At 50.7% G+C, this 25,037-nt stretch carries 23 protein-coding genes and 2 tRNA genes; 9 read left to right on the forward strand and 16 right to left on the reverse strand.

What is annotated here, in order from left to right; all coding sequences use genetic code 11:
• Positions 1 to 309: 309 nt before the first annotated feature.
• Positions 310 to 3,084 (reverse strand): methyl-accepting chemotaxis protein, encoded by a 2,775-nt coding sequence (locus tag NP589_RS09270; RefSeq protein WP_256606731.1) that lies wholly within the window; start codon positions 3,082 to 3,084, stop codon positions 310 to 312.
• Positions 3,085 to 3,722: 638 nt separating this feature from the next.
• Between NP589_RS09270 and waaA the strand changes: the two genes are divergently transcribed.
• From waaA to NP589_RS09285, 3 genes are all read left to right on the forward strand, one after another.
• Entirely contained in the window at positions 3,723 to 4,982 is a 1,260-nt protein-coding gene (gene waaA, locus NP589_RS09275) for a lipid IV(A) 3-deoxy-D-manno-octulosonic acid transferase (RefSeq protein WP_256606732.1), read from the forward strand.
• 97 nt (positions 4,983 to 5,079) lie between these two features.
• The gene (locus tag NP589_RS09280) at positions 5,080 to 6,291 is read left to right on the forward strand and encodes an argininosuccinate synthase (protein ID WP_256606733.1); all 1,212 of its coding nucleotides are present in this window, start codon (positions 5,080 to 5,082) and stop codon (positions 6,289 to 6,291) included.
• A gap of 144 nt (positions 6,292 to 6,435) precedes the next feature.
• Positions 6,436 to 7,050 (forward strand): hypothetical protein, encoded by a 615-nt coding sequence (locus NP589_RS09285; RefSeq protein WP_256606734.1) that lies wholly within the window; start codon positions 6,436 to 6,438, stop codon positions 7,048 to 7,050.
• Between the two features lie 76 nt (positions 7,051 to 7,126).
• Here NP589_RS09285 and NP589_RS09290 read toward each other — a convergent pair whose 3' ends face one another.
• Both NP589_RS09290 and cysG read right to left on the reverse strand, forming a co-directional pair.
• Complete coding sequence (locus NP589_RS09290) at positions 7,127 to 7,462, reverse strand: c-type cytochrome (protein WP_020482446.1); 336 nt, start codon at positions 7,460 to 7,462, stop codon at positions 7,127 to 7,129.
• Positions 7,463 to 7,669: 207 nt separating this feature from the next.
• Positions 7,670 to 9,061: a siroheme synthase CysG gene (gene cysG, locus NP589_RS09295; RefSeq protein ID WP_256606735.1), complete on the reverse strand. Its 1,392-nt coding sequence runs from the start codon at positions 9,059 to 9,061 to the stop codon at positions 7,670 to 7,672.
• Positions 9,062 to 9,135: 74 nt separating this feature from the next.
• Here cysG and NP589_RS09300 point away from each other — a divergent pair, with 74 nt between their 5' ends.
• On the forward strand, positions 9,136 to 9,366 hold the full coding sequence (locus tag NP589_RS09300; RefSeq protein WP_020482444.1) for a sulfurtransferase TusA family protein: 231 nt from the start codon (positions 9,136 to 9,138) through the stop codon (positions 9,364 to 9,366).
• Positions 9,367 to 9,426: 60 nt separating this feature from the next.
• Here the strand turns inward: NP589_RS09300 and NP589_RS09305 are convergent, their stop codons facing one another.
• Entirely contained in the window at positions 9,427 to 10,083 is a 657-nt protein-coding gene (locus tag NP589_RS09305; protein ID WP_256606736.1) for a histidinol-phosphatase, read from the reverse strand.
• A 153-nt stretch (positions 10,084 to 10,236) separates the two neighbouring features.
• Between NP589_RS09305 and NP589_RS09310 the strand changes: the two genes are divergently transcribed.
• Entirely contained in the window at positions 10,237 to 10,764 is a 528-nt protein-coding gene (locus NP589_RS09310; protein ID WP_256606737.1) for an RNA pyrophosphohydrolase, read from the forward strand.
• Here the strand turns inward: NP589_RS09310 and cpdA are convergent.
• The 10 genes from cpdA to NP589_RS09360 form a co-directional block, all read right to left on the reverse strand.
• Positions 10,761 to 11,549, reverse strand: a complete 789-nt coding sequence (gene cpdA, locus NP589_RS09315; protein WP_256606738.1) for a 3',5'-cyclic-AMP phosphodiesterase — start codon at positions 11,547 to 11,549, stop codon at positions 10,761 to 10,763. The genes NP589_RS09310 and cpdA overlap by 4 nt on opposite strands.
• A gap of 3 nt (positions 11,550 to 11,552) precedes the next feature.
• Entirely contained in the window at positions 11,553 to 12,005 is a 453-nt protein-coding gene (locus tag NP589_RS09320) for a GDP-mannose mannosyl hydrolase (RefSeq protein WP_020482440.1), read from the reverse strand.
• A 38-nt stretch (positions 12,006 to 12,043) separates the two neighbouring features.
• On the reverse strand, positions 12,044 to 13,357 hold the full coding sequence (argA, locus tag NP589_RS09325) for an amino-acid N-acetyltransferase (protein ID WP_256606739.1): 1,314 nt from the start codon (positions 13,355 to 13,357) through the stop codon (positions 12,044 to 12,046).
• Positions 13,358 to 13,435: 78 nt separating this feature from the next.
• Positions 13,436 to 14,263: an AlbA family DNA-binding domain-containing protein gene (locus tag NP589_RS09330; RefSeq protein WP_256606740.1), complete on the reverse strand. Its 828-nt coding sequence runs from the start codon at positions 14,261 to 14,263 to the stop codon at positions 13,436 to 13,438.
• 48 nt (positions 14,264 to 14,311) lie between these two features.
• Positions 14,312 to 14,728, reverse strand: a complete 417-nt coding sequence (locus tag NP589_RS09335; protein WP_256606741.1) for a type II toxin-antitoxin system VapC family toxin — start codon at positions 14,726 to 14,728, stop codon at positions 14,312 to 14,314.
• On the reverse strand, positions 14,728 to 15,912 hold the full coding sequence (locus tag NP589_RS09340; RefSeq protein WP_256606742.1) for an AAA family ATPase: 1,185 nt from the start codon (positions 15,910 to 15,912) through the stop codon (positions 14,728 to 14,730). The genes NP589_RS09335 and NP589_RS09340 overlap by 1 nt, the downstream gene beginning before the upstream one ends.
• A gap of 101 nt (positions 15,913 to 16,013) precedes the next feature.
• The gene (gene ilvD / locus NP589_RS09345; RefSeq protein ID WP_256606743.1) at positions 16,014 to 17,864 is read right to left on the reverse strand and encodes a dihydroxy-acid dehydratase; all 1,851 of its coding nucleotides are present in this window, start codon (positions 17,862 to 17,864) and stop codon (positions 16,014 to 16,016) included.
• A 93-nt stretch (positions 17,865 to 17,957) separates the two neighbouring features.
• Positions 17,958 to 18,596: a TIGR04211 family SH3 domain-containing protein gene (locus tag NP589_RS09350; protein WP_082880180.1), complete on the reverse strand. Its 639-nt coding sequence runs from the start codon at positions 18,594 to 18,596 to the stop codon at positions 17,958 to 17,960.
• Between the two features lie 47 nt (positions 18,597 to 18,643).
• Positions 18,644 to 19,543: an ornithine carbamoyltransferase gene (gene argF / locus NP589_RS09355; protein WP_256606744.1), complete on the reverse strand. Its 900-nt coding sequence runs from the start codon at positions 19,541 to 19,543 to the stop codon at positions 18,644 to 18,646.
• 2 nt (positions 19,544 to 19,545) lie between these two features.
• Positions 19,546 to 20,721 (reverse strand): acetylornithine transaminase, encoded by a 1,176-nt coding sequence (locus NP589_RS09360; RefSeq protein ID WP_256606745.1) that lies wholly within the window; start codon positions 20,719 to 20,721, stop codon positions 19,546 to 19,548.
• Positions 20,722 to 20,995: 274 nt separating this feature from the next.
• On the opposite strand from NP589_RS09360, the gene NP589_RS09365 reads away from it, so the two are divergent.
• Entirely contained in the window at positions 20,996 to 21,508 is a 513-nt protein-coding gene (locus NP589_RS09365; protein WP_064010477.1) for a hypothetical protein, read from the forward strand.
• Positions 21,509 to 21,673: 165 nt separating this feature from the next.
• On the forward strand, positions 21,674 to 22,321 hold the full coding sequence (gene dhaL / locus NP589_RS09370) for a dihydroxyacetone kinase subunit DhaL (protein WP_256606746.1): 648 nt from the start codon (positions 21,674 to 21,676) through the stop codon (positions 22,319 to 22,321).
• A 13-nt stretch (positions 22,322 to 22,334) separates the two neighbouring features.
• Here dhaL and dhaK read toward each other — a convergent pair whose 3' ends face one another.
• Together dhaK and NP589_RS09380 are read right to left on the reverse strand one after the other, a co-directional pair.
• Complete coding sequence (gene dhaK / locus NP589_RS09375) at positions 22,335 to 23,321, reverse strand: dihydroxyacetone kinase subunit DhaK (RefSeq protein ID WP_256606747.1); 987 nt, start codon at positions 23,319 to 23,321, stop codon at positions 22,335 to 22,337.
• Between the two features lie 33 nt (positions 23,322 to 23,354).
• The gene (locus tag NP589_RS09380) at positions 23,355 to 24,176 is read right to left on the reverse strand and encodes an HAD-IIA family hydrolase (RefSeq protein ID WP_256606748.1); all 822 of its coding nucleotides are present in this window, start codon (positions 24,174 to 24,176) and stop codon (positions 23,355 to 23,357) included.
• Between the two features lie 192 nt (positions 24,177 to 24,368).
• Between NP589_RS09380 and NP589_RS09385 the strand changes: the two genes are divergently transcribed.
• Together NP589_RS09385 and NP589_RS09390 are read left to right on the forward strand one after the other, a co-directional pair.
• Positions 24,369 to 24,444 (forward strand) — tRNA-Phe (locus NP589_RS09385).
• A 23-nt stretch (positions 24,445 to 24,467) separates the two neighbouring features.
• A tRNA-Phe gene (locus tag NP589_RS09390) sits at positions 24,468 to 24,543 on the forward strand.
• Positions 24,544 to 25,037 lie beyond the last annotated feature (494 nt).

A 25,037-nucleotide genomic window follows, 5' to 3' on the forward strand; every position in this document is an offset into this window, starting at 1 on the left:
CGCAGCTACCGCCGGTCTGCTTCGAACATCGCAGACCGGTTCAATTCATGTGCCAAGGCTACTCGGTCCTATTTACCAGTTGCTGAGTTGTTGGGCTGAATATTCTGTTTAGTCTAAGTTGTTATTACTGCCTCGAACCAAACCGACACGCGCACCCTGGTATTCCGCCAACTGATTGCATCACTGTCACTATCCCACTATGTAGATCAACACCAAAGTGTCCACTCGCGGTTTGGATCGATTATCGGGAATCAACAGCTTCCTTGCTTTGTTAGATTTCCTGTACTTATCTTAGCCAATACTCACTCACTAGAATCGCTCGAAATGGTTTATGTCGAATCCATCGGAATTGTCTGCGTGATTAACATGTAGTGCCGGCGGTATTGCCTTTGGCGATTTAGGCGGCATTCTCGTTGCGTTGCGGGACGGCGTTGGTTGCAAATTTTTGATTTTGAAAAAGCTCATCAGATTCTGCAATTGCGCGGCTTGGCTGGTCATTTCTTCTGCTGTTGCCGCCAATTCCTCGCTCGCAGAAGCATTTTGCTGGGTAATTTGATTCATCTGACTCATCGCGATATTAACCTGCTTAACGCCAGCCGATTGTTCCTGGGAGGCGGCGGCAATTTCTTGCACCAGATCTGAAGTTTTAGCAATGCTGGGGACGATGGCGTCCAGCAATTGACCGGCACTTTCGGCGGTTTTAACGCTGTTCTCCGCCAGCTGACCGATTTCTTGTGCTGCTACCTGACTACGTTCCGCCAATTTTCTGACCTCCGCAGCCACTACCGCAAAGCCTTTGCCGTGATCGCCCGCTCGAGCCGCTTCGATGGCGGCGTTGAGAGCCAACATATTGGTTTGGTAGGCAATGTCGTCGATAATGCCAATTCGATTGGCGATATCTTTCATTGCAGTGACGGTTTGTTTAACGGCTGCTCCGCCTTCGCTGGCTTCCTGGGTGGCTTTACCGGCCATGCCATCGGTCACTTTGGCGTTTTCCGCATTTTGGTTAATGCTTGCCGCCATTTGTTCGATACTGGCCGTGGTTTCTTCGACGCCGGCTGCCTGTTCGCTGGATGCTTGCGATAAAGATTGCGAGGTGGCGCTGATTTGCGCTGAGGCGTTGCCTAACTGGTCGGCGGCACTGATGACTTCGGCGATGGTTTGCGAAAGTTTGACTATGGTATTGTTAACCGTATCTTTAAAGTCATTAAGCTGACCTTTGTAGTCCCCCCTGATTTTACGGGTCAAATCCCCTTGTTCGACCAATGTCAGTACTTCGACAGCCTCATTGAGAGGCAGAATGACCCCGTCCAGGGTATTGTTGAAACCTTCCACTATCTTACGAAAGTCGCCCTGATGTTTACTGGCGTCGGCGCGGGTTTGTAAGCGGCCTTCCACTGCCGCTATCGAAAGTTTGTCGGCATCGGCTACCAAGGCCTGAACATTGCCTCTTAGCAGCATTAACCATTCATGGATCTGGTCGTCGTTTGAGGCCTTGCCCATTTCCGCCGTCATGTCGCCATTGGCTAGTTTGGTAACGTAAGCGATTAAATCCGAGAGCCAACTATGAACGCCGTTAACCGCTTGTTTCATCTTGTCGTGGTCGCCTTTACAAGCGATTTCCACGCGTTGGCGTAAATCGCCGCCCCGGATCATACGCAAAATGCGGTTGCCTTCGCCGATGGGAATCAGGATTGCATCCAGCATATCGTTGACACCACCAATAATCTCGGCGTAAGCGCCTTTAAACTGCTCGGCTTTACCCCTTTCCGAGAGCTGACCATCTCCGGAAGCGCTAGTTAAGCGGCGCAACTCTTTCTGCAGGCCTTGCAAGGTGATTGCCATATTGTTGACCGCTAATTTCATTTTTTCGTGATCGCCCCGGTAAGTTTGTTCGATCAATTCGTCGATTTTGCCGCCGGAAATCTGCGCCAGGATGCGATTGCCTTCCCCGATGGGCAGCAGAATGGCGTCCAGCATCTCATTGACGCCGCCGATGACTTCGGCGTACGCGCCTTTAAATTGCTCAGTGTTGCCGCGTTTGGATAATTGTCCTTCTCTGGAGGCTTCTTGGAGTCTTTGTAACTCTTTTTGCAGGCCCTGTACCGAGATGGCGACGTTGTTGACAGCCAGTTTCATTTTCTCGTGATCGCCTTGGTAGGTTTGTTCGATCAATTCGTCGATTTTGCCGCCGGAAATTTGCGCCAGGATACGATTGCCCTCGCCAATCGGTAGCAGAATGGCATCCAGCATTTCATTGACGCCGCCGATCACTTCCGCATAGGCGCCTTTAAACTGTTCGACTTTACCCCGCTCGTTAAGCTGTCCCTGTCTGGAAGCGATGGTGAGACGTTGCAATTCATGTTGCAGGCCTTGCAAGGTGGTGGCGACATTGTTAACGGCCTGTTTCATTTTCTCGTGATCGCCCCGGTAAGTGTCGCTGATCAATTCATCGATTTTGCCGCTAGAAATCTGCGCCAGAATGCGATTACCCTCCCCAATCGGCAGCAGAATGGCGTCCAACATTTGGTTGACCCCGTGAATGACTTCGGCGTAAGCGCCTTTGAATTGTGCCGGGTTACCCCTTTCGGTTAGTTGGCCGTCTTTTGACGCCCCGGTCAGACGCTGGAGTTCGGTTTTCAAGTTCTGCTGCACATCAACGACTTTGACCAAGCTCTTCGCCAGAGCATCGTGTTCGGAGCGAACATTGATATGAATAGTGAAATTCCCGTCGGCAATCGCCTGGGCGGCGGTTGATTGCTGGGCGATAGCCTCTATAAGCTGATTGAGGTGGTTTTTCAGTGTGTTGAAATCGCCACGGTAATGATCGCTGATTTTAGCCGGAACGGCGCCGCTGGCGATTTGTTCGATGCAATCGGCAACTGCATTGAACGGTTGGGTAACGGCATCCAGGATCTGATTAATCGCATGACCGAATTGCATGCTGTTCTCGGCAAATCCCGCAGTGTTGACGCGTGCATCCAATTGCCCGGCGACGATGGCCTGCGCGACCCTTTCTATTTCGAGGGTGGTCTGTTTTTCCGCAGCTTGTTTATGGCTTGAAAACAAATGAGTTAACTTCATAAATCGATCTCCTCGGTTGGTTTTGTTCAGATTTAAAAACATGGTTGCAAGACGCCGAATTACTCCTCTTGCTAGATGTAACGCACTTTCAAAAGCAAATTGGATCTGACTTGTTGTTTGGTCTCCGGATATAAGGGGAAGAGCGAAGGCTATTTGGAAACCGCTGCGCTGCGATCTCGATTCAATGCCAAAACCAGAATTGAACATGAGCGTAAAAATTACTTTGCTGCCAGTTGAATCCAAAAGCCGTCTTTCGGGTATATAAGCCTATCGCTCCAGTTAGGTTGACTGATGCGTGAGTCTCTTAGTAGCGAAATAAATTTACCTTGATGGAGCTGGTCCGACGATCAGTATAGACGGGAATAGCTTATATGCAGCGACTAAACAACTGTGTTAGCAATGTGGCTGCGCGACGTAGTTTCGATCCTGACTATGCTTTTAAATATCCGCGGCGCACTAGAGGCTGACATGCTTGGCGGATGCTTCCGCAAATGAAGGATTGGATACCGAGTCGTCGTTTTATCTGCGCGCTTAAACGATTTCGATGTGGCTGTTAAAGGTAGCTTACGGGCGAAATTGGCCGGTTAATGGTTTAAGATTGCATTGGTTTAACCCAATAATTTGCGAGAACGGATGTAATGCGTAACCTATACACGCTGCTTTATGGATTGTTGTTGCCTGCTGTTTTATTGCGATTGTATTGGCGGGGCTTCAAGGCGCCGCAATACCGCCAACGCTGGTTAGAGCGCTTGGGCTTTTACCAAAGGCCGTCCAGGCAGGGCGTAATCTGGATACATGCTGTTTCAGTGGGGGAGGCGGAAGCGGCTTTCCCGTTAATCGCACATTTGCGCCACTGCCATCCGCAGTTGTCGGTACTCGTTACCACCACCACGCCAACCGGTTCTGCCAGGGTGCAGGCGGCATTGGCCGGTCAAGTAGAGCATGTCTATCTACCGTATGATCTGCCGTTTGTGATTGAGCGTTTTTTGAAATGTTTTCGGCCCCGGCTGGCAGTCATGATGGAAAAGGAAATCTGGCCCAATTTGTTTGTTGCCTGCGCAACGCGGAATATCCCGTTGTTTATCGTCAATGCCAGATTGTCGGCGCGTTCCGCGCGGTCTTATCGGAAAATTCCCGGACTGGTAAAGCCGGCGTTGGCTTGCGTCACCACTGTTGCTGTGCAAACAGAGGAGGAACGCTTACGATTTATCGAAATCGGCGCCGCTCCTCAGCAAGTTCAGGTGTTGGGGAATATTAAGTTCGATGTGACGATAGACGCCGCCGTCATCGCGGAGGGGCGAGCGCTCAAGCAGCAGCTATTCGCAAAACGCTGGGTCTGGATTGTCGCCAGCACTCATCAGGGCGAAGAAGAGACGTTTCTAGCGCTTTACCCGGTTCTTAAAGTAACGATACCCGAGTTGCTGTTATTAATTGTGCCGCGTCATCCGGAGCGCTTTCAAGCGGTTAAAAAGCTCTGCGAACAGCAGGGTTTGGCGGCGATTATGCGAAGCGAGCGAAGGCAGAAGCATGAGCAAACCGATGTTTATATCGCCGACAGCATGGGCGAGCTGAAAATGTTATATGCCGCCGCCGATCTGGCTTTTGTCGGCGGTAGTCTGGTGCCGGTAGGTGGACACAACGTGCTGGAACCGGCCGTCATTGGCGTACCGGTGTTATTTGGCCCGGAAATGTTTAATTTTCAGGAAATTGCCGAGCGGATTTTAGCCGTGGAAGGGGCGGTGCAGTGTCGAGATCGCAAAGCCATAATGGATGCCGTGTTGCGCCTCTATCGAGACATAGCGTTTAGAAACAGATTGATCGATAACGGCAGGTTGTTTGTAGAAAATAACCAGGGCGCTACAAAACGGGTGGCGGGTTTGTTGGCGGAGTACCTGTAAGTTTTACGCTTGGGTTAGGGTGGTTAGCGGGCAATTCGTTGAGGTTTTCCGTTATAATTCGCCAGTTTTTTAATTTGTAAAAGGTGTGAAGCGCATTATGTCGGATATTAAAAAAGTGGTGTTGGCCTATTCCGGTGGTTTGGATACCTCGGTTATTTTGAAGTGGCTACAAGATGTGTACGACTGTGAAGTGGTGACATTTACCGCCGACATCGGTCAGGGCGAGGAGTTGGATCCGGCTCGCGCCAAAGCCACGGCGGCCGGCATCAAGGAAATTTATATCGACGATTTACGCGAAGAATTTGCTCGCGATTTCGTATTTCCGATGTTCCGCGCCAATACCATTTACGAAGGCGAATATTTGCTGGGTACCTCGATTGCCCGCCCTTTGATTGCTAAACGCTTGATCGAAATCGCTAACGAAACCGGCGCCGATGCGATCTCCCATGGCGCCACTGGCAAAGGCAACGACCAGGTGCGTTTCGAACTGGGCGCTTACGCCTTGCGCCCGGACATCAAAGTGATTGCGCCATGGCGGGAATGGGATTTGAATTCGCGGCAAAAACTGCTGGATTACGCCGAGCAACACGGCATTTCAGTGGAAATGAAAAAAGGTAAAACCTCACCGTATTCCATGGATGCTAACTCGCTGCATATTTCTTACGAAGGCCGTATCTTGGAAAATCCATGGACGGAACCGGAAGAAGATATGTGGCGCTGGACCGTATCACCGGAAAATGCGCCTGATCAAGCGACCTACGTTGAGCTTACCTATCAGAATGGCGATATCGTCGCTATCGACGATGTGCCGCACACACCGCATCAAGTGATGGAAAAATTGAACAAAATCGCCGGCGCCAACGGTGTCGGGCGTTTGGATATTGTCGAGAACCGTTATGTCGGCATGAAGTCCAGAGGCTGTTATGAAACGCCGGCCGGCACCGTGATGTTGAGAGCGCACAGGGCCATCGAATCGTTGACCCTGGACCGCGAAGTGGCGCATTTAAAAGACGAATTGATGCCGCGTTATGCGTCCTTGATTTATAACGGTTACTGGTGGAGCCCGGAGCGGGCGTTGTTGCAAACCATGATCGATGCCTCGCAGGTCAATGTTAACGGCAAGGTCAGGGTAAAATTGTATAAAGGCAATGTGGTCGTGGTCGGTCGGGCCTCGGAAACCAATAGTCTGTTCGATGAAAATATCGCGACTTTTGAAGAAGATGGCGGCGCTTACAACCAAAAAGACGCTGAAGGCTTTATCAAATTGAACGCCCTGAGAATGCGGATTGCCGCAAAGAAAGGCCGTTGATTGCGGTTTGTATAAAACAGGACATTTTTGATTTAGCTTGTATAATGCGCCGATGTATTTCCGTTGGGCATGGGGTGCCGTATAGGCGCCGCGTGCTCACGGTGATATCTATAGAGCTTCCCGATTAGCAACACTAAAAGAATAATGAGCGATATGCCTGAGATTAATCTGGATGATGTCAATACCGATAAGCATGAGATAGTCTATCTGCGCGCCCATCAGCATCAGGCGCTGATGAAGGCCAATCGCTTTTTGTTAATGCTGGTTCTGGCCTTGATGGCTGCGGTTTTTTTGTTAGGTTTTGTATTACTGCCTAAACAAAATCTGTTGACCGAAATACAAAAGCATCAGGCCATCTCGACGGCTTACGCTACGCAGAATCCGGCGCTATCCGCCGAAATCAGCGCCTTGAAAGGCCAGTTGTTCGGCTTGTTAAGCGGTTCCATCGACAGCAAATTAAGAGCGCTGGAAGAGAATATCAAAAAGGGTAGCGTCGCCGATTCGCTGGAGACCATTCAGGATTTGAAAGGCGATGTGAAGATACTGACGACTTATTCTGTCGATTCGCCGGCCAAGGTCGAAGGCGCGGCTGTCAATCAGGTTCTGATCAAAGAACTGAATGACATCAAGGATTTGGTCTATTTGACCTTTGTGTCTTGTGGGCTAATGATAGCGGCGATTGCCGGAGTTTGGCTGCGCAACCGTTACCGGTTAACCCATCAACGTAGCCAACAGGCGTATCTCAGTAAACAAGATTAATCGGCGTATTCTTTATGACATAAAAAAGCCGCTATCCGAAAGGGTAGCGGCTTTTTCTTTGCCCGGGAGGCTACGATTATTTTTTCAGATATTCGTAAACTGCATCGATAGCTTGGTCTTCGGTGTAACCTGCTTTTTTCACAGGACCGACTTCCATGATAGCTGCAACAGCTTTAGGCATACCGTTTTTGCCTTCTTTCAACACTTTGGCGAACTGGTCTTTAGGCAGTTTGCCGGCGCTGATCAAAGCCGATAATTGTGGGTTGGAAGCGATGTCATGGCAAGCGCCGCAGCCACGACCGAAAGCACGCTCATAAATTTTCGCGCCGATTTCTTCCGCTTCGTTAGCTGCAACTTGTCCGCTGATAGCGATCAAAGCTGCGCCTACTAATAAACCGAATGATTTTTTCATATGATTCTCTCGTTGTGTTTAAAAAAAGAACTGCATATTGTTATTTGCATAGGCAGTTCATTGGGAAATTAAGCGGGTAAAGGATAGGGAACTTTAGCGAAAAATTCAATCGATTTTCTCTGTGGTTCGCGCCGTTACCGAGTTTGCGGGCTGATTTTTCCAGCTAAAACTTAACATCGTCTGAAATAGGGAAAAATTCATATACGCTTAGTTTTGATTGGGTTGAAACCATTCCAGTTGTTTGCGCAGGCGTACTACCGTGCCGACTATGATCAGGGTAGGTGGTTTTATGTCTGCGTTTTCGACGCGTTTAGGCATATCGCCCAGGGTGCCGGTTATAACCCGTTGATGACGTGTGGTGCCTTGCTGGATCAGTGCAATCGGTTGATCGACGGGGCAGCCGTGTTCGATCAACGATTGGCAGATAGTCTCCAATCCAACCAGACCCATATAAATCACGATGGTCTGATTGGGCGAGGCCAGCTGGCTCCAGTTCAAATTGATATTGCCGTCTTTCAAATGCCCGGTCACAAAGGTGCAGGATTGCGCATGATCGCGATGCGTCAGCGGTATGCCGGCATAGCTGGCACAACCGGCCGCGGCGGTAATGCCGGGCACCACCTGAAATTGAATGCCTTGTTGCATCAGGGTTTCGATTTCCTCGCCACCCCGGCCGAAAATAAACGGATCGCCGCCTTTCAGGCGCGCGACGCGTTTGCCTGATAAGGCCAGTTTCGCCAGCAGCTCGTTGATCGATTCTTGCGGCAGGCTGTGATTGCTGCGTTGTTTGCCGACGTAGATTTTCTCCGCGTCGCGGCGCGCCATCTCCAATATCTCCTGAGAAACCAGCCGGTCATAGACAATTACATCCGCTTGCTGCATTAAGCGCAGAGCTCGGAAAGTCAGCAAATCCGGATCGCCGGGGCCGGCGCCGATCAAATAAACCTCGCCGCGATTTTGCGTCTGCTCCGCCGCCTCTAGTTTGGCTTGTAATTCTGTTGCAGCTTGCTCGCGGCGACCGGAAAACACCAATTCGGCGATATGTCCCTGCAATGCGTCTTCCCAGAATACCCGGCGGCGGCTGGGGTCTTTTAGCCGTTCCTTAACCAATGACCGAAAATCCTCGGCAAACTGCGCTAGCAGGCCGAACGCGCCGGGAATGGCGCTTTCCACCTTGGAGCGCAGCAAACGCGCCAGTACCGGTGAGACGCCGCCTGAAGACACGGCTACGATTAATGGCGAGCGATCCACGATCGCCGGAAAGATAAAACTGCACAAATCGGGATTGTCGACCACGTTTACCGGAATATTCTGAGCCGTGGCGGCCTGAGCGACCGATTCGTTGACCGTTCGGTCATTGGTGGCGGATATGACCACGCGCATGCCTTTCACATCATCCGCGGCAAAGGCTTTTACTTGGATAAGCACTCGATTGTTTCTGCTCATCTCCGCGACGCTGGCGCCAATTTCCAGTGCCACCACCGTAATCCGTGCCCCGGTTTTGGCCAACAGCTCGATTTTACGCGAGGCGATTTCGCCGGCGCCCACAACCAGACATGGCTGGTCTTTTAGTTTTAAGAAAAGCGGGAAGTAATCCATGGTGCTTGATTTTCGTGGTCTGGGGTTGGTGTTATTATAAGTGTTGTCTAAAGAACAGTTGAGTGAGCACTACTATGATCGAGTTTGATTTGGAAGTCGATGCCAGCGGATTGCAATGTCCGTTACCGTTGCTGCGTTTGAAGAAGGCGATTATGGAAGTGGAAAGCGGCAGGGTAGTCAAAGTGATTGCTACCGATCCGGCGGCCCATTTGGATTTCGGCGTCTATATCGATCAGGCCGGACATATCCCGCTGAAGATATTCAAGGAAGCCGACAAACAAGTTTTCTTTATACAGAAAAAATAGAAGCGATTCAATATTATAAAGGTTAAAAATCCTGTCCTGGTCGAACCTTGCTCTCCGAATCTATTTCCTCAAGCTGATAATCGGCCAGTTTGCTTGCCTAGCAACTTCCCGTAGCTTTTCGTCGGGATCGACTGCGACAGGTTGATCGACCAAATTCAGTAGTGGCAAATCGTTATGCGAATCGCTGTAGAAGCAACTGCCGGCGAGAGTTTCCGTAGAATTGGCCAGCCAGTCGTTTAGCTGCGCTACTTTTCCTTGCTGGAAGCAGGGTGTACCGTTGAATTTACCGGTGTAGCGGCCATCAAGGAATTCGGGTGTAGTAGCCAGCAGGTTGTCGATACCGTAAAGTTTTACAATAGGCTCGGTGACGAAGCGATTGGTGGCGGTAATCACCAGCAGGGTATCGCCGGCTGAACGATGCTTTTCCACCAAAGCCTGCGCGGCGTCCAGCATGATGGGCTTGATCAGCGTTTCGACGAATTCGGCGCGCCAGCTATACAGTTGCTCGGCGTCGTGTTGGGCCAGTGGCGCCAGCGAGAAATGCAAAAACTCGACGATATCCAGCGTGCCGTGTTTGTAATCCTCGTAAAATTTTTTATTGGCCTGTTCATACTGGTCTTTGTCGACGATGCTGCGGTCGACTAAAAATTGGCCCCATAAAAAATCGCTGTCATCGGCGATCAGCGTGTTATCCAGATCAAAAATCGCTAAGCTCACGGCAAATCCGTCGTCATAAAGAAAAAAGTAGCGGCCTGTGGCGTCCGCCGGTTATTTGTGGAACAATTGCGCCATTCATTTTAATGGCCGTGCCGTTGTTAATTTTAACATCCAGGCATTAGCAACAGGGCGGCAAATAATACAGGTTTTTACATGATAGACTCGAAAGGATACCGGCCTAATGTCGGCATTATCCTTTGCAATGACGAGGGTCGTGTGTTCTGGGCAAAGCGCAAGGGCGCAAATTCGTGGCAGTTTCCGCAAGGCGGAATTGACGGCGACGAGGATCCGGAAACCGCGATGTATCGGGAGTTGTGGGAGGAAACCGGCTTGCGCGCGGAACACGTGCAATTGCTGGGTCGCACCCGCTATTGGTTGCGTTACAAATTGCCGGATCGGTATATTCGCAAAAACTCCACGCCCTTGTGCATCGGTCAGAAACAAATCTGGTTTATTCTGCGCCTGACCACCGACGAATCGATGGTGCGTTTCGATTGCGGTCACAAGCAGGAATTCGATAACTGGAAGTGGGTAGAATACTGGTATCCGCTGAAAGACGTGGTCTACTTCAAACGCCGGGTTTACCGCAAAGCGATGGACGAGTTGGGGGCTTTGCTGATTGCCAATGATGTGGGAGTCAATGCCGACAGTTACTTATCCGGAAGACTAGCGCTCGGTTAGTAACTGTGTTCGTTGGTTTGTAAGCCGTTCATGCTGATAGGCACTCGATAGCACCTGGATTGCAAATTACCGTCATCGTACAATTCGAAGACCCGATACCCAGGCGCTTGCGTGTCCAGTTCAAACTCGGTCGCAAACGGTTTGAACTGGAAACAGCTGGCCGGTGTGGCGAATATCGCTATTTGTTTATGACTAGTTTGCATTTCCTGATGTAAATGGCCGCAAGTGATAGCTTTAATTTGCGGAAAGCGTGCCGCTACTGCCAGCAATTCCGCGCCGTTCTCAATTTGCATGGTATCCATCCAACTGCTCCGGCTCGTAACACAATGATGGTGTATCGCCAGCAGGGCTGGCATGTCATTTGTGCTTAACGTTTGCTGTAAAAATGCCAGTTCTTCCTGTGATACAAATCCAGCAGGACTGCCCGGTTTTTGGCTGTTTAAGGCAATAATCTGCCAACTCTTCAGCAACAGATGTTTGCGGCAACTAACGACACCTGCGTTCAGCTCGGTTTCCATCAGTTCCCAGTCGTCATGATTGCCCGGCAAGCACAGGCAAGGCGTCTGATAAGTTTGCAGATGCCGGCAAATTCGCCGGTAGCTATCGGTGCTGGGATCCTGGCCCAAATCGCCGGTCAATAAAATCAGATCGAATTGGCCGTGAGTGGCGTGCGCGTGGGCTAGGGTCTCTTGGAAGTACTGCTCGGTGTCTATGCCGAGCATTTTATCGCCGGTATGCGGCAATATATGTAGGTCTGTCAGCTGCAAGACTTTTAAGATTGCCATTTTTCAGCGCAGATAAGGATAGTAGGCTTGGCTGTTAGGATGAACTTCACTCAAGTCTTCATGCTTGCCAAACCAACGGTAATTAGAATGTTGTTGCGCCGGTAACTGATTAATATCGATATCCAGCTGCAATTGATAGCCTAAAACCACGTAATGGGTACTTATACCCGGCTGCTTGGCAAAATTAGTCTCATACAGATGGGTGAAGGCACCGAGTAAATCAGCGCTTTCCATGCTGTAGGCAGTGCCCAATTCGGTTTCAGTGATTCTTTGAAACGCATCTTCCAGGGTTTCGGATTTAAAAATTCTGCCGCCGGGCACGAACCAATAGCCCGCCGCCGGTTCATTCACGCGCATGCCCATCAATATTTCGTCCTTGCTGGAACGTACAATTAAATCGATAGAGACTAATGGGGTGTTTTTTACGACTGTAAGAAAATCCTGTTTATCTAGCATCCTATATTCCGCGAGCTGAGAGTGCGTGGAGGTTGATATTAAACGTCTTTGTACAATACCTTGGAATTGCGCTGATAGTTGTAAGCGCTTTTCATCGGCTCCGGCAAATCGTCGATTTCGCAAGGTGTAAAACCGCGTTCGACAAACCAATGCACGGTTTGCGTGGAACGCACGAACAGGCGCTGGATATGCTCGGTTTTGGCTTTATTGCCGAGATACTCCAGTAAGCTGTTGCCGCGCGCGCCTTTTTGATAGTCGGCATGCACCGCCAAGCAGGCGATTTCCGCGCTGCTGCCGTCGTTCATCAAGTGAAAGGCCGTGCAGCCGATGATCAAGCCGTCGCGCTCGATGACGATGTAGTCGCCGATTTCCATTTCCAGCTTTTCCCGCGAACGCTTGACCAGGATACCTTGCAGTTCCAGGGGTTTGATCAATTCCATAATGCCGCCGATGTCGTCCAGCGTTGCCTGGCGTATCGTTTCGAACGCCGTAGAACTGACCAGCGTACCGATACCGTCTCGGGTAAACAGTTCCAGGAGCAGGGCGCCGTCCACATGGCGATTGATCAAGTGTGAACGCTGTACGCCTTTTAGGCAGCTTTGCATCGCGGCGCGCAGGGAACGGGCGACTTCGTCAGGCAGTGTTGGTGTATCTTGCAAGAGTGCCGACACTTGAGCCGTGGTGAGTTGTTGAATCGGCTGATTATCGTCAGGCGATACGCAATTTTGTTCGGTCAACAGAATCAACTTTTCGGCTTGCAAGGCGATGGCAACTTCGGTGGCGACTTCCTCGGCTGACAAGTTGAACACTTCGCCGCTGGGCGAATAACCAATGGGTGAAATCAACACCACATTCTGCTGATCTAACTGTTGATGGATGGCTTGGGCGTCGATGCGCCGCACCTTGCCGGTATGGCAATAGTCGATGCCGTCCAAAATGCCCAAAGGTTTGGCGGTAACAAAATTGCCGGACGCGACGCGTATCTTCGCGCCAGCCATCGGTGAGCCGGAAACGCCCATCGATAACAGTGCTTCAATTTCCACGCGTACCAGTCCGGCCGCCTGCTTCACATATTGCAGCGTTGTGGCATCGGTGATGCGTAAATGGTGGTGAAATTGTGGCGTGTTGCCATGCTCCGTCACCTGTTCGTCGATTTGCGGGCGAATCCCATGCACCAGCACCAGCCGGACGCCCAGGCTTTTCAGCAACGCGAAGTCGTGAATCAGATTGTCGAAATCACGCTCCGTCACCGCGTTGCCGCCGAAAAAGATCACAAAGGTGCGATTGCGGTGCGCGTGAATGTAGGGCGATGAGTTTCTGAACCAATTAACGAAAGTTGATTGATGATCCATGGAGTGTTTACAAATCGTTTGCGATGTTGCCGGTTGCTTAGTTTAACTTTGCCGACGTTAAAACCCAATCAGGGCTGGTTACTTGGTTTTTTTCCAACGGCTGGTCACATAATCCAACGCTTCTTGAATGTTGAGATCCCGAGTGCCACCGCCGGTCCGAACAAAGAATTTGGGTGTGTTGCTCTGAGTCAGAAACACCGGCCGATGTGAGGGTGAAACGATGACTCGGCAAACGTCGTGTTCGGCTAGTTTATGAAACAGCACGTGTATCAGCGGGCATAAATCCGCACCCAGATTCGTGGAGATCGCGGTCATCAAGGTTTGCTCGAAACCGTCTTGGTCGGGTTTTTTCAGGGTTTGAAAATCGGATTCCAGACCCAGGATCTCGCCGTTGTCGGCCACGCCGATCAGCAAGGTACCGCCAACCGGACTGTTAAAGAAGCCGGCCAGGGTTTTCATGATCACGCCTTCCAGGGTCTTATTCACGCGTTGTTCTTGAATATCCCAGCGCAGTGACGATTTAAATTCCAATAACGGTCCTTCGCCTTGACGGATGATGGTTGGCAGATCTTTTTCCAACTCGGCTTTCAGCGCGTCCAGATCCACCAGCCGTTTATGCAAAATCTGATAAAAACCTAGCGACAGCAAGCCCAGTATTGCGCCGATTTCGGCATAAAACAGGATCAGATTATTCTGATTAATTTGGCCGGTCATCACCTCTTTGAACTGACTCAATACGAATTCGATTGAGGAAAGCGGGTCGGCGTTGCGCTCTCGCGAGCTAATGTAATCGTAACTGGGCGCCAATAAAAATATCCCCATCCCGGCACCAATCCAGCCGGCTATGAAATAGATTTTTAGCTTTTGTTTCCAGATGTAGAACAGTTGGAGGAGGAAGCGTTTCATTCCTGGGATAATGCTAAAAACATAGCATTGTGGCCGAAGTAAGAATAATTAATGTGAATTTTGCCATTCGATATAGACCTTGGCTAATTTCTCCATATCCCTGTCGCTGGCTAGTAAATTAAGTCGGTAATGTTGGGCTGTTATAAAGTGAAGAAAATCGATAGCCGCACATTTTCCTTTTAAGCTGATTCCTTTCGATTGGCTGTATCTGGAAAGCTGGATGGCTTGGTCATAGATTTCTTGTGTAATATCTAAAATTCCAAAGCTTTCGAAGATGGTTTTAAGTTGTTGGAAATTTTTGCTGTTAGTCAGCTTAACAGTCCGTAATGTTTCCAAATAGACCAATCGGTTAATGAATATTTCACTTTCTTCGTCTTCAAGTATAGGTCTCAGTTTGTTGATCGCTTCGGGTTTCTTTTTGTCGTAGGCATCGATAATCAAGTTGGTGTCGATGAAATACTTCATTAATCTTCCTCTTGCAAATTATTTACAAGATCCAACAATGCCTGTTTAGCCTTTTTTTGCTTTTCTTTATCGATATGGTCGATTTTTTCTTTGTTAAGATCGACATTGAAGAATTCTTTAACAATATCGTTTAAAAAATAACTTTCAATACTGGTTACCGTTTTGGTTTTGACGATGTTTCCATTTCGAATCATCTCGTACCCTTCGCCGTTTTTTAAGCCCGATAATACTAAAGGCGAGTGAGTGGAAATGAAAAAAGTGGTATGCGGAAAAAACTCGCGCAGAACGCCGATAATTTTAGTTTGCCAACTAATATGTAAATGGGGTTCGATTTCATCAATAAAAACGATGCCGTCTACTTCGTTAAGGTTGGATTCGTTTGTCCAACCGCTATAACCGGCAACAATTTCCTGAAAGATTTTAATTATCGAAATAAAACCGGTTGAGAGCTTGTCGAGTGGAGTATCGTTAATCAACAATTGCCCTTCGTAAAACATCAGTTTTAAAGATAAGCCGCCATCTTCGCGCCGATTGACTAAATCGAGCCCCGGCTCCAGCTTGTCCATCAGTTGCAGAACCGTAACGGCTTCCTGTTCTTTGTTTTGGTTTTTTACAACGAAATTTGGGTTAATGATCAGACGGGAAGCGAACCAATCTGCGATTTCCTGTTGTTCCAAACCACCGCCATTCAGATAACTTAGCGTGCGTTCAAAGCTATCGGTAAAACGATGCTGTTTGTCCGGAAGGATTTTTATATTGCTACTGTCGATATTTTTCGAAAAGCCACGATTTTTTGCCCCGATGAATACAATCGGTTTGTCGCAAACGAATGAAGTATAGGTGTTGTTATTTTCTATGTGTTCAAAACGAGCAAATCTGAGGTCCTGATGTGCTTCATTTTTTATTTTACATTTATTGACTTCGAGTTCAATAGGTAGCTTTAAATAATATGATTTTAGTTTGTCGTGTATGTGTTTTTGTTGATATAAATCCGCATATTTGTAAGTTTTATTTCTCGAAAACATGGCGTGCGAATAAATCAAGGATTTCGCCATGTTTTCCAGAAGCTGTGTTTTTCCTATGCCGTTTTTTCCGATAAAGCAATAAATTTGTTGGTTTGCTTCCAGGCTTATATCAAAATCGAAACCTACTCCTAACTCTTCGGTTTTAAATGAGGTGATCATGATTTCCTTCCTTAAGCCCGCTTAGAACTATTATGCCTGAATATAGATTAAGGATACCGAGATAAGCGCATTTTTTAGTCGGCCAAATTCACTCAACTCGCTTATTGCTCTTCCAGCTTGGACAAATCCCGCACCGCACCCTTGTCGGCGGAAGTGGCAAAATGGGCATAGGCTTTCAGTGCTACCGACACTTTGCGCGGACGTGGCTTGGCTGGTTTCCAGCCGAGTTTGTCCTGTTCGGTCCTGCGCTGGGCCAACTGCTCGTCAGATACCAACACATTGATCGTGCGATTGGGAATATCGATGCGGATACGATCGCCGTTGCGCACCAAGCCAATCGCCCCACCTGCCGCCGCTTCCGGCGAACAGTGGCCGATGGATAAACCGGAGGTGCCGCCGGAAAAACGGCCGTCGGTCAACAGTGCGCAGGCTTTGCCCAAGCCTTTGGATTTGATATAGCTAGTTGGATACAGCATCTCCTGCATGCCGGGTCCGCCTTTGGGGCCTTCGTAGCGGACTACTACCACATCACCGGCTTTGACTTTATTGTTCAAGATATTTTCGACGGCTTCGTCTTGCGATTCGACCACGTGGGCGCTGCCTTCAAACACCAGCAGGCTGTCGTCCACGCCAGCTGTTTTGATCACGCAGCCGTCTAGGGCGATATTGCCATGCAGTACCGCCAAACCGCCTTCCAAACTGAAGGCATGTTCAATCGAGCGAATGCAGCCTACAGCGCGATCCTTGTCCAGGCTGGGCCAGCGCGAGTTCTGACTGAAAGCAACCTGAGTCGGAATCCCGCCCGGCCCGGCCTTGTAAAACGTTTCGACTGCCTCGCTGGGGTTAGCGGCAATGTCCCATTGCGCGATGGCCTCACCCAGGGTGTTGGCATGCACGGTGGGTACGTCGGTATGCAGTTTGCCGGCCCGATTCAGTTCCGCCAAAATGGCCATGATGCCACCGGCGCGGTGCACGTCTTCGATATGGTATTTATCGGTGTTGGGTGCCACTTTACACAATTGCGGTATCACTTTGGACATGCGATCGATGTCGGCCAGCGTGAAATCGATACCGGCTTCTTGGGCGATGGCCAGTAGGTGCAAAATGGTATTGGTCGAACCACCCATGGCAATATCCAGCGCGATAGCATTTTCAAACGCTTTAAAGCCAACCGAGCGCGGCAGCACCGATTCGTCGTTTTGTTCGTAATATTGTTTGGCCAGTTCGACGATGCGCCATCCGGCTTGTTTGAATAACTGTTCGCGGTCGGCGTGGGTGGCGAGCACCGTACCGTTACCGGGCAAGGATAAGCCCAAAGCTTCTGTTAGGCAGTTCATGGAATTGGCGGTGAACATGCCTGAGCAAGAGCCGCAGGTAGGGCAGGCGGAGCGCTCGACAGCTGCTAAATCGCCATCGGAGACTTTGCTGTCGGCTGCCATCACCATCGCATCGACCAAATCCAGTTTTTTGATGTCGGCACGTTCAGCCAAACGCACTTTGCCGGCCTCCATCGGCCCACCGGAAACAAAAATGACCGGGATGTTGATGCGCATCGCCGCCATCAGCATGCCGGGGGTGATTTTGTCGCAATTGGAAATACAAACCAGCGCATCGGCACAGTGGGCATTGACCATATATTCCACGCTGTCGGCAATCAGGTCGCGGCTGGGCAAGCTATACAGCATGCCGTCGTGCCCCATAGCAATACCGTCATCCACCGCGATGGTATTAAATTCCTTTGCCACGCCGCCGGCTTGTTCGATCTCGCGCGCCACCAGTTGCCCCAGGTCTTTCAAATGCACATGGCCGGGCACGAACTGAGTGAAGGAGTTGGCTATGGCGATAATCGGTTTATCGAAGTCCCCGTCTTTCATGCCGGTGGCGCGCCACAATGCGCGCGCGCCAGCCATATTGCGGCCTTGAGTGGTGGTATGAGAACGGTATGCAGGCATGATGATTCCAACTGAAAGCAAAAGCGGCGCTTAAACTGCCGCGGGAAGGCGTCGTTTACCGCAGAAAAATACTGCGGATAAATAGTTTAAAAATTAAAAACTGTCCCAGCCGCTGGAGCGGCGGCGCCAGCTAAGTTTGGGCAGAATAAAGCCCAGCAATACGCCGAATAAGGCCAAACCGCCGCCGTATAAAAACCAGTCCTGGTTACTGCTATCGGTTAGTGCCTGATTTTCGCGTTTTAACTGTTGTAGTTCGCGCTCGACGGAGATTACGCGTTCCTGCAATTGGTCGCGCTGTTGTTTGAGTTGTATCGCATTGGCAGCGGTTTGCTGAAGTTCGCTAAGGTCTGCGCTGAGCTTGTCGCGTTCTTTGCCAATTTCCTGACTGTTGGCTTGTCCGGCTTTAAGTTGTTTGTTTTCTTCCAGCAGCGCTTCCAGCTTTTTGCTGGCGGCTTCCAGCTGATTACGGGCACTGGGTTCGCCGGTTAGGTAACGGCTGAGAATGAAGCCTTCCGCGCCGGTACTGGTTTGGATATAGGTGTAGCCGTTCTCGGTACTTTCTTGCAACACGCTGACCGGAATACCGTTTTCCAACATTTTTACGATCTTGGTGCGCTCGCTTTCGCCGCTGCGCAACGGCACTTCGACTTTGTCGGTGACGTAAGCGGTTCTTGCCATGGCAAGCGGGCTAATCAGCAGACAGGCAAAAATGTAGGCAAAAGATTTTTTCACAGTATCACTCTTCGTTCGGCTTAAAGAAAGCGGCGATTCTAGCGAAATTATCGGCAGATGAGAAATTCCAGTAGTGCTTTCTGAGCGTGCAGGCGATTCTCGGCTTCCGGAAATATCACGCTTTGCGGGCCGTCGATCACCTCTGCCGTGACTTCTTCGCCGCGATGCGCAGGCAGACAATGCATGAACAGCGCATCGGCTTTGGCGGCAGCCATGGTTTTGCTGTTGACCTGAAAATCCTTAAATACGAATTCGCGTTTTTTCTGTTCCTCTTCCTGGCCCATGCTGGCCCAGACGTCGGTTACGACCAAGTCGGCTTGTTGCGCGGCTTGTTCCGGCGTATTAAAAAACGCTACTCGGTGCCCGGCGGCATCGACGATGCCTTGCTGTGGACGGTAATCGATAGGGCAGGCGATGTTTAATTTAAAGTCGAATTGCCGCGCGGCGTTGATATAGGAATGACACATATTGTTGCCGTCACCGATCCAGGTCACCGTTTTACCGGCGATGTCGCCACGCAGTTCAAAATAGGTCTGCATGTCCGCCAATAACTGGCAGGGATGCAACAAATCAGTCAGCCCGTTTATCACGGGTACCCGCGAGTACTTGGCGAATGTGGTGACCGTCTCGTGATTGTTGGTGCGCAGCATGATGCAGTCCACCATGCTGGAGATAACCTTGGCGCTGTCTTCCAACGGTTCGCCGCGGCCTAGTTGGGTGTCGCGCGGTGACAGAAATAATGCGCTACCACCGAATTGGGCCATGCCGGCTTCAAAGGAGATGCGGGTACGGGTAGAGGATTTTTCGAAAATCATCGCCAGTACTTTGCCTTTGAAAGGCTGATAGTTCGGGTCGCGATGCGCTTTGAGTTGAATCGCCCGTTGAATCAGGGTGTGTAATTCGGCGCTGGACAAATCCAGCAGACTGATGAAGTGTCTGGGTTGCATGGTTATTGTCTGCTAAATTCCTGAATGAGCGCTGCCAAGGTTTCGGTCAGCGTTAATATTTGTGCGTCGTCGATAATCAGCGGCGGCAATAAGCGGATCGTGTTGTCGGCAGTGACGTTGATCAATAAGCCCTGTGTCAAGGCTTTGCCGACCAGTTCGCCGCAAGGCCGATCCAATTCAATGCCTATCATCAAGCCTTTATGGCGAATATCGACGATATGCGGGTTGCCGGTCAGCGCGTCCTTGAAGAGTTGGCAAATCCGCGCGCCCTTGGTTTGGGCATCGGCGATCAGTGTGCCGGACGTCAAGGTTTCCAGCACCGCCAACGCCGCGCTACAGGCTAGTGGGTTGCCGCCGAAGGTCGAACCGTGATTGCCGGCTTGTAACACCTCCGCCGCTTTGCCACGCGCCAGGCAGGCGCCAATCGGCACGCCGTTACCCAAGGCTTTGGCCATAGTGCATACATCCGGCAGGATGCCGTTATGTTGGTAGGCCAGGAATCGTCCGGTACGGCCGGCACCAGTCTGAATTTCGTCCAGCATCATCAGCAAGTTATGCCGATCACACAGAGCGCGAATTTGATTCAAATAATCCCCTGCCGGGATATTCACACCACCTTCACCTTGCACCGGTTCGACCAGAATCGCGACGATGTTTTTATCTGCCGCGATGGCGGTTTCGATAGCATCAATGTTGTTATACGGCACATGAGTAAATCCAGCCAGCAACGGGGTGAAGCCTTGTTTGATCTTGGCGTTCCCTGTTGCGCTCAAAGTACCCATGGTCCGGCCATGGAAGCTTTTTTCCATGGTCAAAACCACGGGATTCTCGATGCCTTGTTGATGGCCGTATTTGCGCGCAATTTTGATTGCCGCTTCGTTGGCTTCCGCACCGGAATTGCTGAAAAACACATTATCCATGCCGCTCAGCTCGATTAATTTATCCGCGAGTTGAGACTGTAGTTCCACGCCGTACAGATTGGAGGTATGCAGCAAGGTTTTGCTTTGCCGGCAGAGCGCTTCATGCACGGCCGGGTGGGCGTGACCGAGGTTGCACACGGCAATGCCGGCGACCGAGTCGAGATAGCGACGTCCAGCGGTATCCCACAGCCACGCGCCTTCCCCGCGTGCAAAAGTGACCGACTGGCGGGCATAAGTAGGCATGATGTGACTGGTCATTGTGCTAAGGCTCTGAAAGTGTTTTGAAAAACGCTATTCGCTCGAAAAAAGCGCGCGATTATATTTTTTTCATCCCGTATAAGCAATAAATAGTTTTTCCTGAAAATCTGGTAACTCGCTCGATGTGCAAAACCTTATCGGAGCGGCTTCCAGCAAATTTTCGAGTACTGGGGCGTTTGTTATAAATCTGTAACATTGATGCTTTAAATTCTTGCAAATTAAGCTGTTTCCACCGGTTTGAATTTGCCGGCGATATATTCACAAAGGACTTGCGTTGAACGACAACGAACATCTTTTAGACGATAAAAAGCACATCGTTTCAATCCGGTTAAACAATTCCGACCGGATTGCCGTGCGTGCCATGGCGGCTCGGCTGTTTGTGCGTGAATCCGAATTGTACCGGTTTGCGGTCTACCATTTGCTAAATCGTTTACACAAGCTGCACGAAGACACGTGCGTCGGTAGCGATTTGTTACCGTTATTTATCGAATTTAAAGACGAGCTCAATACCCATTTAGGCTTGAAAAAGCATCAGCTGTTCAAGATTTTTAACGGCAAGAACCCTGATCCGGAAAAGTTTGTGTCTATGGCCGATATCGAGCTGTTGTTACTGCCGCAACACGCGGTGCGTCAGCGTTTACAACAAATGAACGAGGCTGCCGGGCAGCGTAGAGCCGACACCAATGCCTGGCTTTTGGAATACTTGAAGGAGAAATACCGCTTCAGCGTGTATGACCCGGATGCGGAATTGCCGTTGCTGGATTCGCTGGCTCTGGAAAATAGGTAAATCGTAAGTCATTTCAATTATACCCAGCCGGTATTGGGCGAATGGGTTCTGACGTATTGCCGATTTTATCCAGCGCCCTATGTCTGACGAATGCTTACAGCTGGACAGTAGTGGTACGTTTTAGCTATGCTCCTCGATCACATTTTTTTGTCGCGCGGAGGCTGCATGTCATTGACCCCATCATTGTTTCCGGAATTGATTCAAGCGCTGATCGCTACTATCGATGCGCATGCCGAGGAAGTAACCGAATTGGATCAGGCGATAGGCGACGGCGACCACGTGTTTAATTTACAGCGTGGTTTGCAAGCCTTACGCGAGCACGCCGGAGAGATCGCGCAACTCGACTGGGTTGCGGCGTGGCAGAAAATCGGCATGACGGTGATGGCCGCTGTCGGCGGTGCTTCCGGCTCCCTGTATGCGACTTTGTTTATCGCGCTGGCGAAGCAGGGTAAAGACAAAGCCATTGATTTATCTGGATTCTCTGAGGCATTTCTACAGGCGGTCGAGGCCGTGAAGCAGCGCGGCAAGGCCGATGTCGGCGAGAAGACCCTGTTGGATGTGCTGGTGCCGGTGGCGTTGGCGTTGCGAGATGAGGCTGCTGCCGGCAAACCGTTAACTGAGATTCTGGAGCGGCTTTGCGCCGTGGCGGCCGAAGGTGTGGAAGCCACTCGCGAGATGCTGGCTACCAAGGGCCGCGCTTCGTTTCTGGGCGAGCGCAGCAAGGGCCATATCGACGCCGGTGCTAAGACTGCGCAGTTGATGATCGCGGCGATAGCCGAGATGTTGCAAAACGCCCAAGCGCAGCCCACTTAGGCCGCTACCCGTTTCAACAACCCCAGCGCAACGCAGCGGTATTCACCGGTGCATCCCACAAGCCTAGCATTTCGTCGTCCAACAGCGTCAGCGTTACCGAACAGCCGGCCATATCCAGCGAGGTTGTGAAGTTGCCGACCAGAGAGCGCTGGACGATCACGCCGCGTTTGCTGAAATATTGCCAGGCCAGTTCGTAAATCAAATGCAGTTCGATCAACGGCGTGGCGCCGAAGCCGTTCACGTGCAGCAACACGGCTTGCCCGGTTGTTGGCTGTAATTCGTCAAAAATATGTCTGGCTAATTGTTCGACAATTTCGCTGGCGCTCACCAGTTTCGCGGTTTCGCGGCCGCGTTCACCGTGGATGCCGACACCCATTTCGATTTCGTCGTCGGCAATTGCAAAGGTCGGATGGCCCAAGGCCGGCACGGTGCAGCTGGTCAAGGCGACCCCCATGGATGCGGTTGCTTGATTCACGCGTTCGCCCAGTGCCTTGCAGGTGACTAAGTCAGCGCCGGATTCGGCGGCGGCGCCGACGATTTTCTCGACAATGGCTGTGCCGGCCACGCCTCTGCGGCCAATACTGTGAGTTTTGGGTAAGGAAATATCGTCGTCGATCAGGACGCTGGCATTGGGTAAGTCCAGCATTTCGGTGGCCATTTCAAAATTCATTACATCGCCGGCGTAATTTTTAACGATGAATAACACGCCGGCACCGCCGTCCACGGCTTGCGCCGCAGCCAGCATCTGGTCCGGCGTCGGCGAGGTGAATACTTGGCCGGGGCAGGCTGCATCCAGCATGCCGACGCCGACAAAGCCGCTGTGCAAGGGTTCATGACCGGAGCCGCCGCCGGAAATCAGTGCGACCTTGCCGTTTTTTCGGGTGTTGCGATACACAAAGCGCGGTTCGGGGTTGAACTGCACGATGTCGGCGTGGGCTTTGGCAAAGCCTTGCAGGCTGGTTTGCAGCAAGGTGTCCGGGGTGTCGATAAATTTTTTCATGATTCGCCTCCGCTATATTGGCGTGGAATGAAATTAGGGAGTGTTGTTACGCAATATCTCGGTGATGTCGCGGATGTCCGGCACGATCCAGGTAGGGCCGAAATCGGCGGCGGCAACATCTTGTTCCGTGGATACGCCGCTAAGTACCATCAGGCTGCGGATGCCGGTGCGCACCGCGCCGAGAATGTCGGTGTCCAGTCTGTCGCCGATGGCAACAGTGTAGGCCGGATCGACGTTTAACAGGCTTAAAGCCTGCCGGTAGATGATAGGCTCCGGTTTACCGATAATCATCGGCTTAATGCCTGTGGAAGCAGTCAAGCCTGCCAGAATGGCACCGTTGCCATGTGTTTCGCCGCGTTCGGTAGGTAGCGATAGGTCACCGTTGGTGCCGATGAAGTGCGCGCCGGCTCGCAGATTCAGGGTGGCGGTGGCCAGTTTGTCCCAGCTCAGTTCTCGGTCCATGCCGCAAACAACCAGATGCGCGCGCTGATCCGGCTCGGTCTCGTAAAGTCCGGTAAGTTTAAAGCCCAAATCCAGCAGCGGTTGCCGGGCACCGATGCCGCCAATCACAAATACGCGAGTCGTCTGGGGATCATAGCGTTCCGACAAATACAGCGCGGTGGCCATGCCCGAGGTCAGGATCTCGTTCAATGCGACCGTTACGCCCATTTTCGCCAGCTTGTCGACATATTGTTCTGCTGTAAGGCCAGCGTTGTTGGTGGCCAGGATGAAGGGCAGCTTTAAATCGCGTAGGGTCTGAAAAAACTCAACCAGTCCTGCTTGAGCTCGGTCTCCGTGCCAAAGGACGCCATCCATGTCTATGATTAGGGCGCGGATGTCGGTGAAAGCTTGCATAAGCGGTCTCGTTTGCTTGGGTTGTTTAAATGGGGCTCGTGTCTTAAAAGCCTGGTATTTCATGGTAAAAATCCCAGGAATTTGCGGTGCGCAAGAATTGCATAAATCGCCGTCTACTGTCCAGCCAGTCGGCAATAACGGTATTTTCCTTGACTAATCGTTTATAACCTAGTTTAATGCGCGGCTCTTGACGCCCAGGTAGCTCAGTCGGTAGAGCAGAGGACTGAAAATCCTCGTGTCGACAGTTCGATTCTGTCCCTGGGCACCATTCTGGTTTTAAGTTAAGTCGCTGCCCAGGTAGCTCAGTCGGTAGAGCAGAGGACTGAAAATCCTCGTGTCGACAGTTCGATTCTGTCCCTGGGCACCACCACCTGAAAACAAGCATTCCCCCCCGTAATACCGGCCGACTGGCTAAAGTCTCCCAAAATGCTGGTTCCCCTTGTTGTCGTTAAGAAGTAACTGACGGATTGCCCCCCATCAACTCAATGGCATTGTCGTTTAAGGTTTGACTGGCGAGTGAGGTTGACGATAATTTGAAGCCTTTGTCTCCAGTGTTATTTTTCTAAGTGTGGCGCTACGAGATTTTGTCGAGAGCACGGCTTCCAGGAAAACCAGCATGTTTAGCCAATCTTATCCGGTGATAATTAATGCCGATTTACATCCTTGAAAAATATGGTTATAATCCAGTTTTTAATTTTCTGCTGCAGTTTTTGGCGCGGTAAATTGTTTCCTGATAAGTGTGCTTTTCGAGGCGAAAAGTCTCGATAAACGAGGGTATGTTCCTCGGCGCGGTATCAGGCGTGGTTTTGCTAAGAAAGCCCCTATAAGGGGTTTTTTCTTTTGTGGGCTTTCGAAAACGCG

Origin of the sequence: Methylomonas rosea, assembly GCF_024505055.1 — a bacterium.
In the GTDB taxonomy this organism is placed as follows: Bacteria; Pseudomonadota; Gammaproteobacteria; order Methylococcales; family Methylomonadaceae; genus Methylomonas; species Methylomonas rosea.

Coding starts and splice junctions, on each gene's coding strand:
- NP589_RS09270 (WP_256606731.1), bottom strand. CDS start 3,084: ATGAAGTTAACTCATTTGTTTTCAAGCCATAAACAAGCTGCGGAAAAA.
- waaA (WP_256606732.1), top strand. CDS start 3,723: ATGCGTAACCTATACACGCTGCTTTATGGATTGTTGTTGCCTGCTGTT.
- NP589_RS09280 (WP_256606733.1), top strand. CDS start 5,080: ATGTCGGATATTAAAAAAGTGGTGTTGGCCTATTCCGGTGGTTTGGAT.
- NP589_RS09285 (WP_256606734.1), top strand. CDS start 6,436: ATGAGCGATATGCCTGAGATTAATCTGGATGATGTCAATACCGATAAG.
- NP589_RS09290 (WP_020482446.1), bottom strand. CDS start 7,462: ATGAAAAAATCATTCGGTTTATTAGTAGGCGCAGCTTTGATCGCTATC.
- cysG (WP_256606735.1), bottom strand. CDS start 9,061: ATGGATTACTTCCCGCTTTTCTTAAAACTAAAAGACCAGCCATGTCTG.
- NP589_RS09300 (WP_020482444.1), top strand. CDS start 9,136: ATGATCGAGTTTGATTTGGAAGTCGATGCCAGCGGATTGCAATGTCCG.
- NP589_RS09310 (WP_256606737.1), top strand. CDS start 10,237: ATGATAGACTCGAAAGGATACCGGCCTAATGTCGGCATTATCCTTTGC.
- cpdA (WP_256606738.1), bottom strand. CDS start 11,549: ATGGCAATCTTAAAAGTCTTGCAGCTGACAGACCTACATATATTGCCG.
- NP589_RS09320 (WP_020482440.1), bottom strand. CDS start 12,005: ATGCTAGATAAACAGGATTTTCTTACAGTCGTAAAAAACACCCCATTA.
- argA (WP_256606739.1), bottom strand. CDS start 13,357: ATGGATCATCAATCAACTTTCGTTAATTGGTTCAGAAACTCATCGCCC.
- NP589_RS09330 (WP_256606740.1), bottom strand. CDS start 14,263: ATGAAACGCTTCCTCCTCCAACTGTTCTACATCTGGAAACAAAAGCTA.
- NP589_RS09335 (WP_256606741.1), bottom strand. CDS start 14,728: ATGAAGTATTTCATCGACACCAACTTGATTATCGATGCCTACGACAAA.
- NP589_RS09340 (WP_256606742.1), bottom strand. CDS start 15,912: ATGATCACCTCATTTAAAACCGAAGAGTTAGGAGTAGGTTTCGATTTT.
- ilvD (WP_256606743.1), bottom strand. CDS start 17,864: ATGCCTGCATACCGTTCTCATACCACCACTCAAGGCCGCAATATGGCT.
- argF (WP_256606744.1), bottom strand. CDS start 19,543: ATGCAACCCAGACACTTCATCAGTCTGCTGGATTTGTCCAGCGCCGAA.
- NP589_RS09360 (WP_256606745.1), bottom strand. CDS start 20,721: ATGACCAGTCACATCATGCCTACTTATGCCCGCCAGTCGGTCACTTTT.
- dhaL (WP_256606746.1), top strand. CDS start 21,674: ATGTCATTGACCCCATCATTGTTTCCGGAATTGATTCAAGCGCTGATC.
- dhaK (WP_256606747.1), bottom strand. CDS start 23,321: ATGAAAAAATTTATCGACACCCCGGACACCTTGCTGCAAACCAGCCTG.
- NP589_RS09380 (WP_256606748.1), bottom strand. CDS start 24,176: ATGCAAGCTTTCACCGACATCCGCGCCCTAATCATAGACATGGATGGC.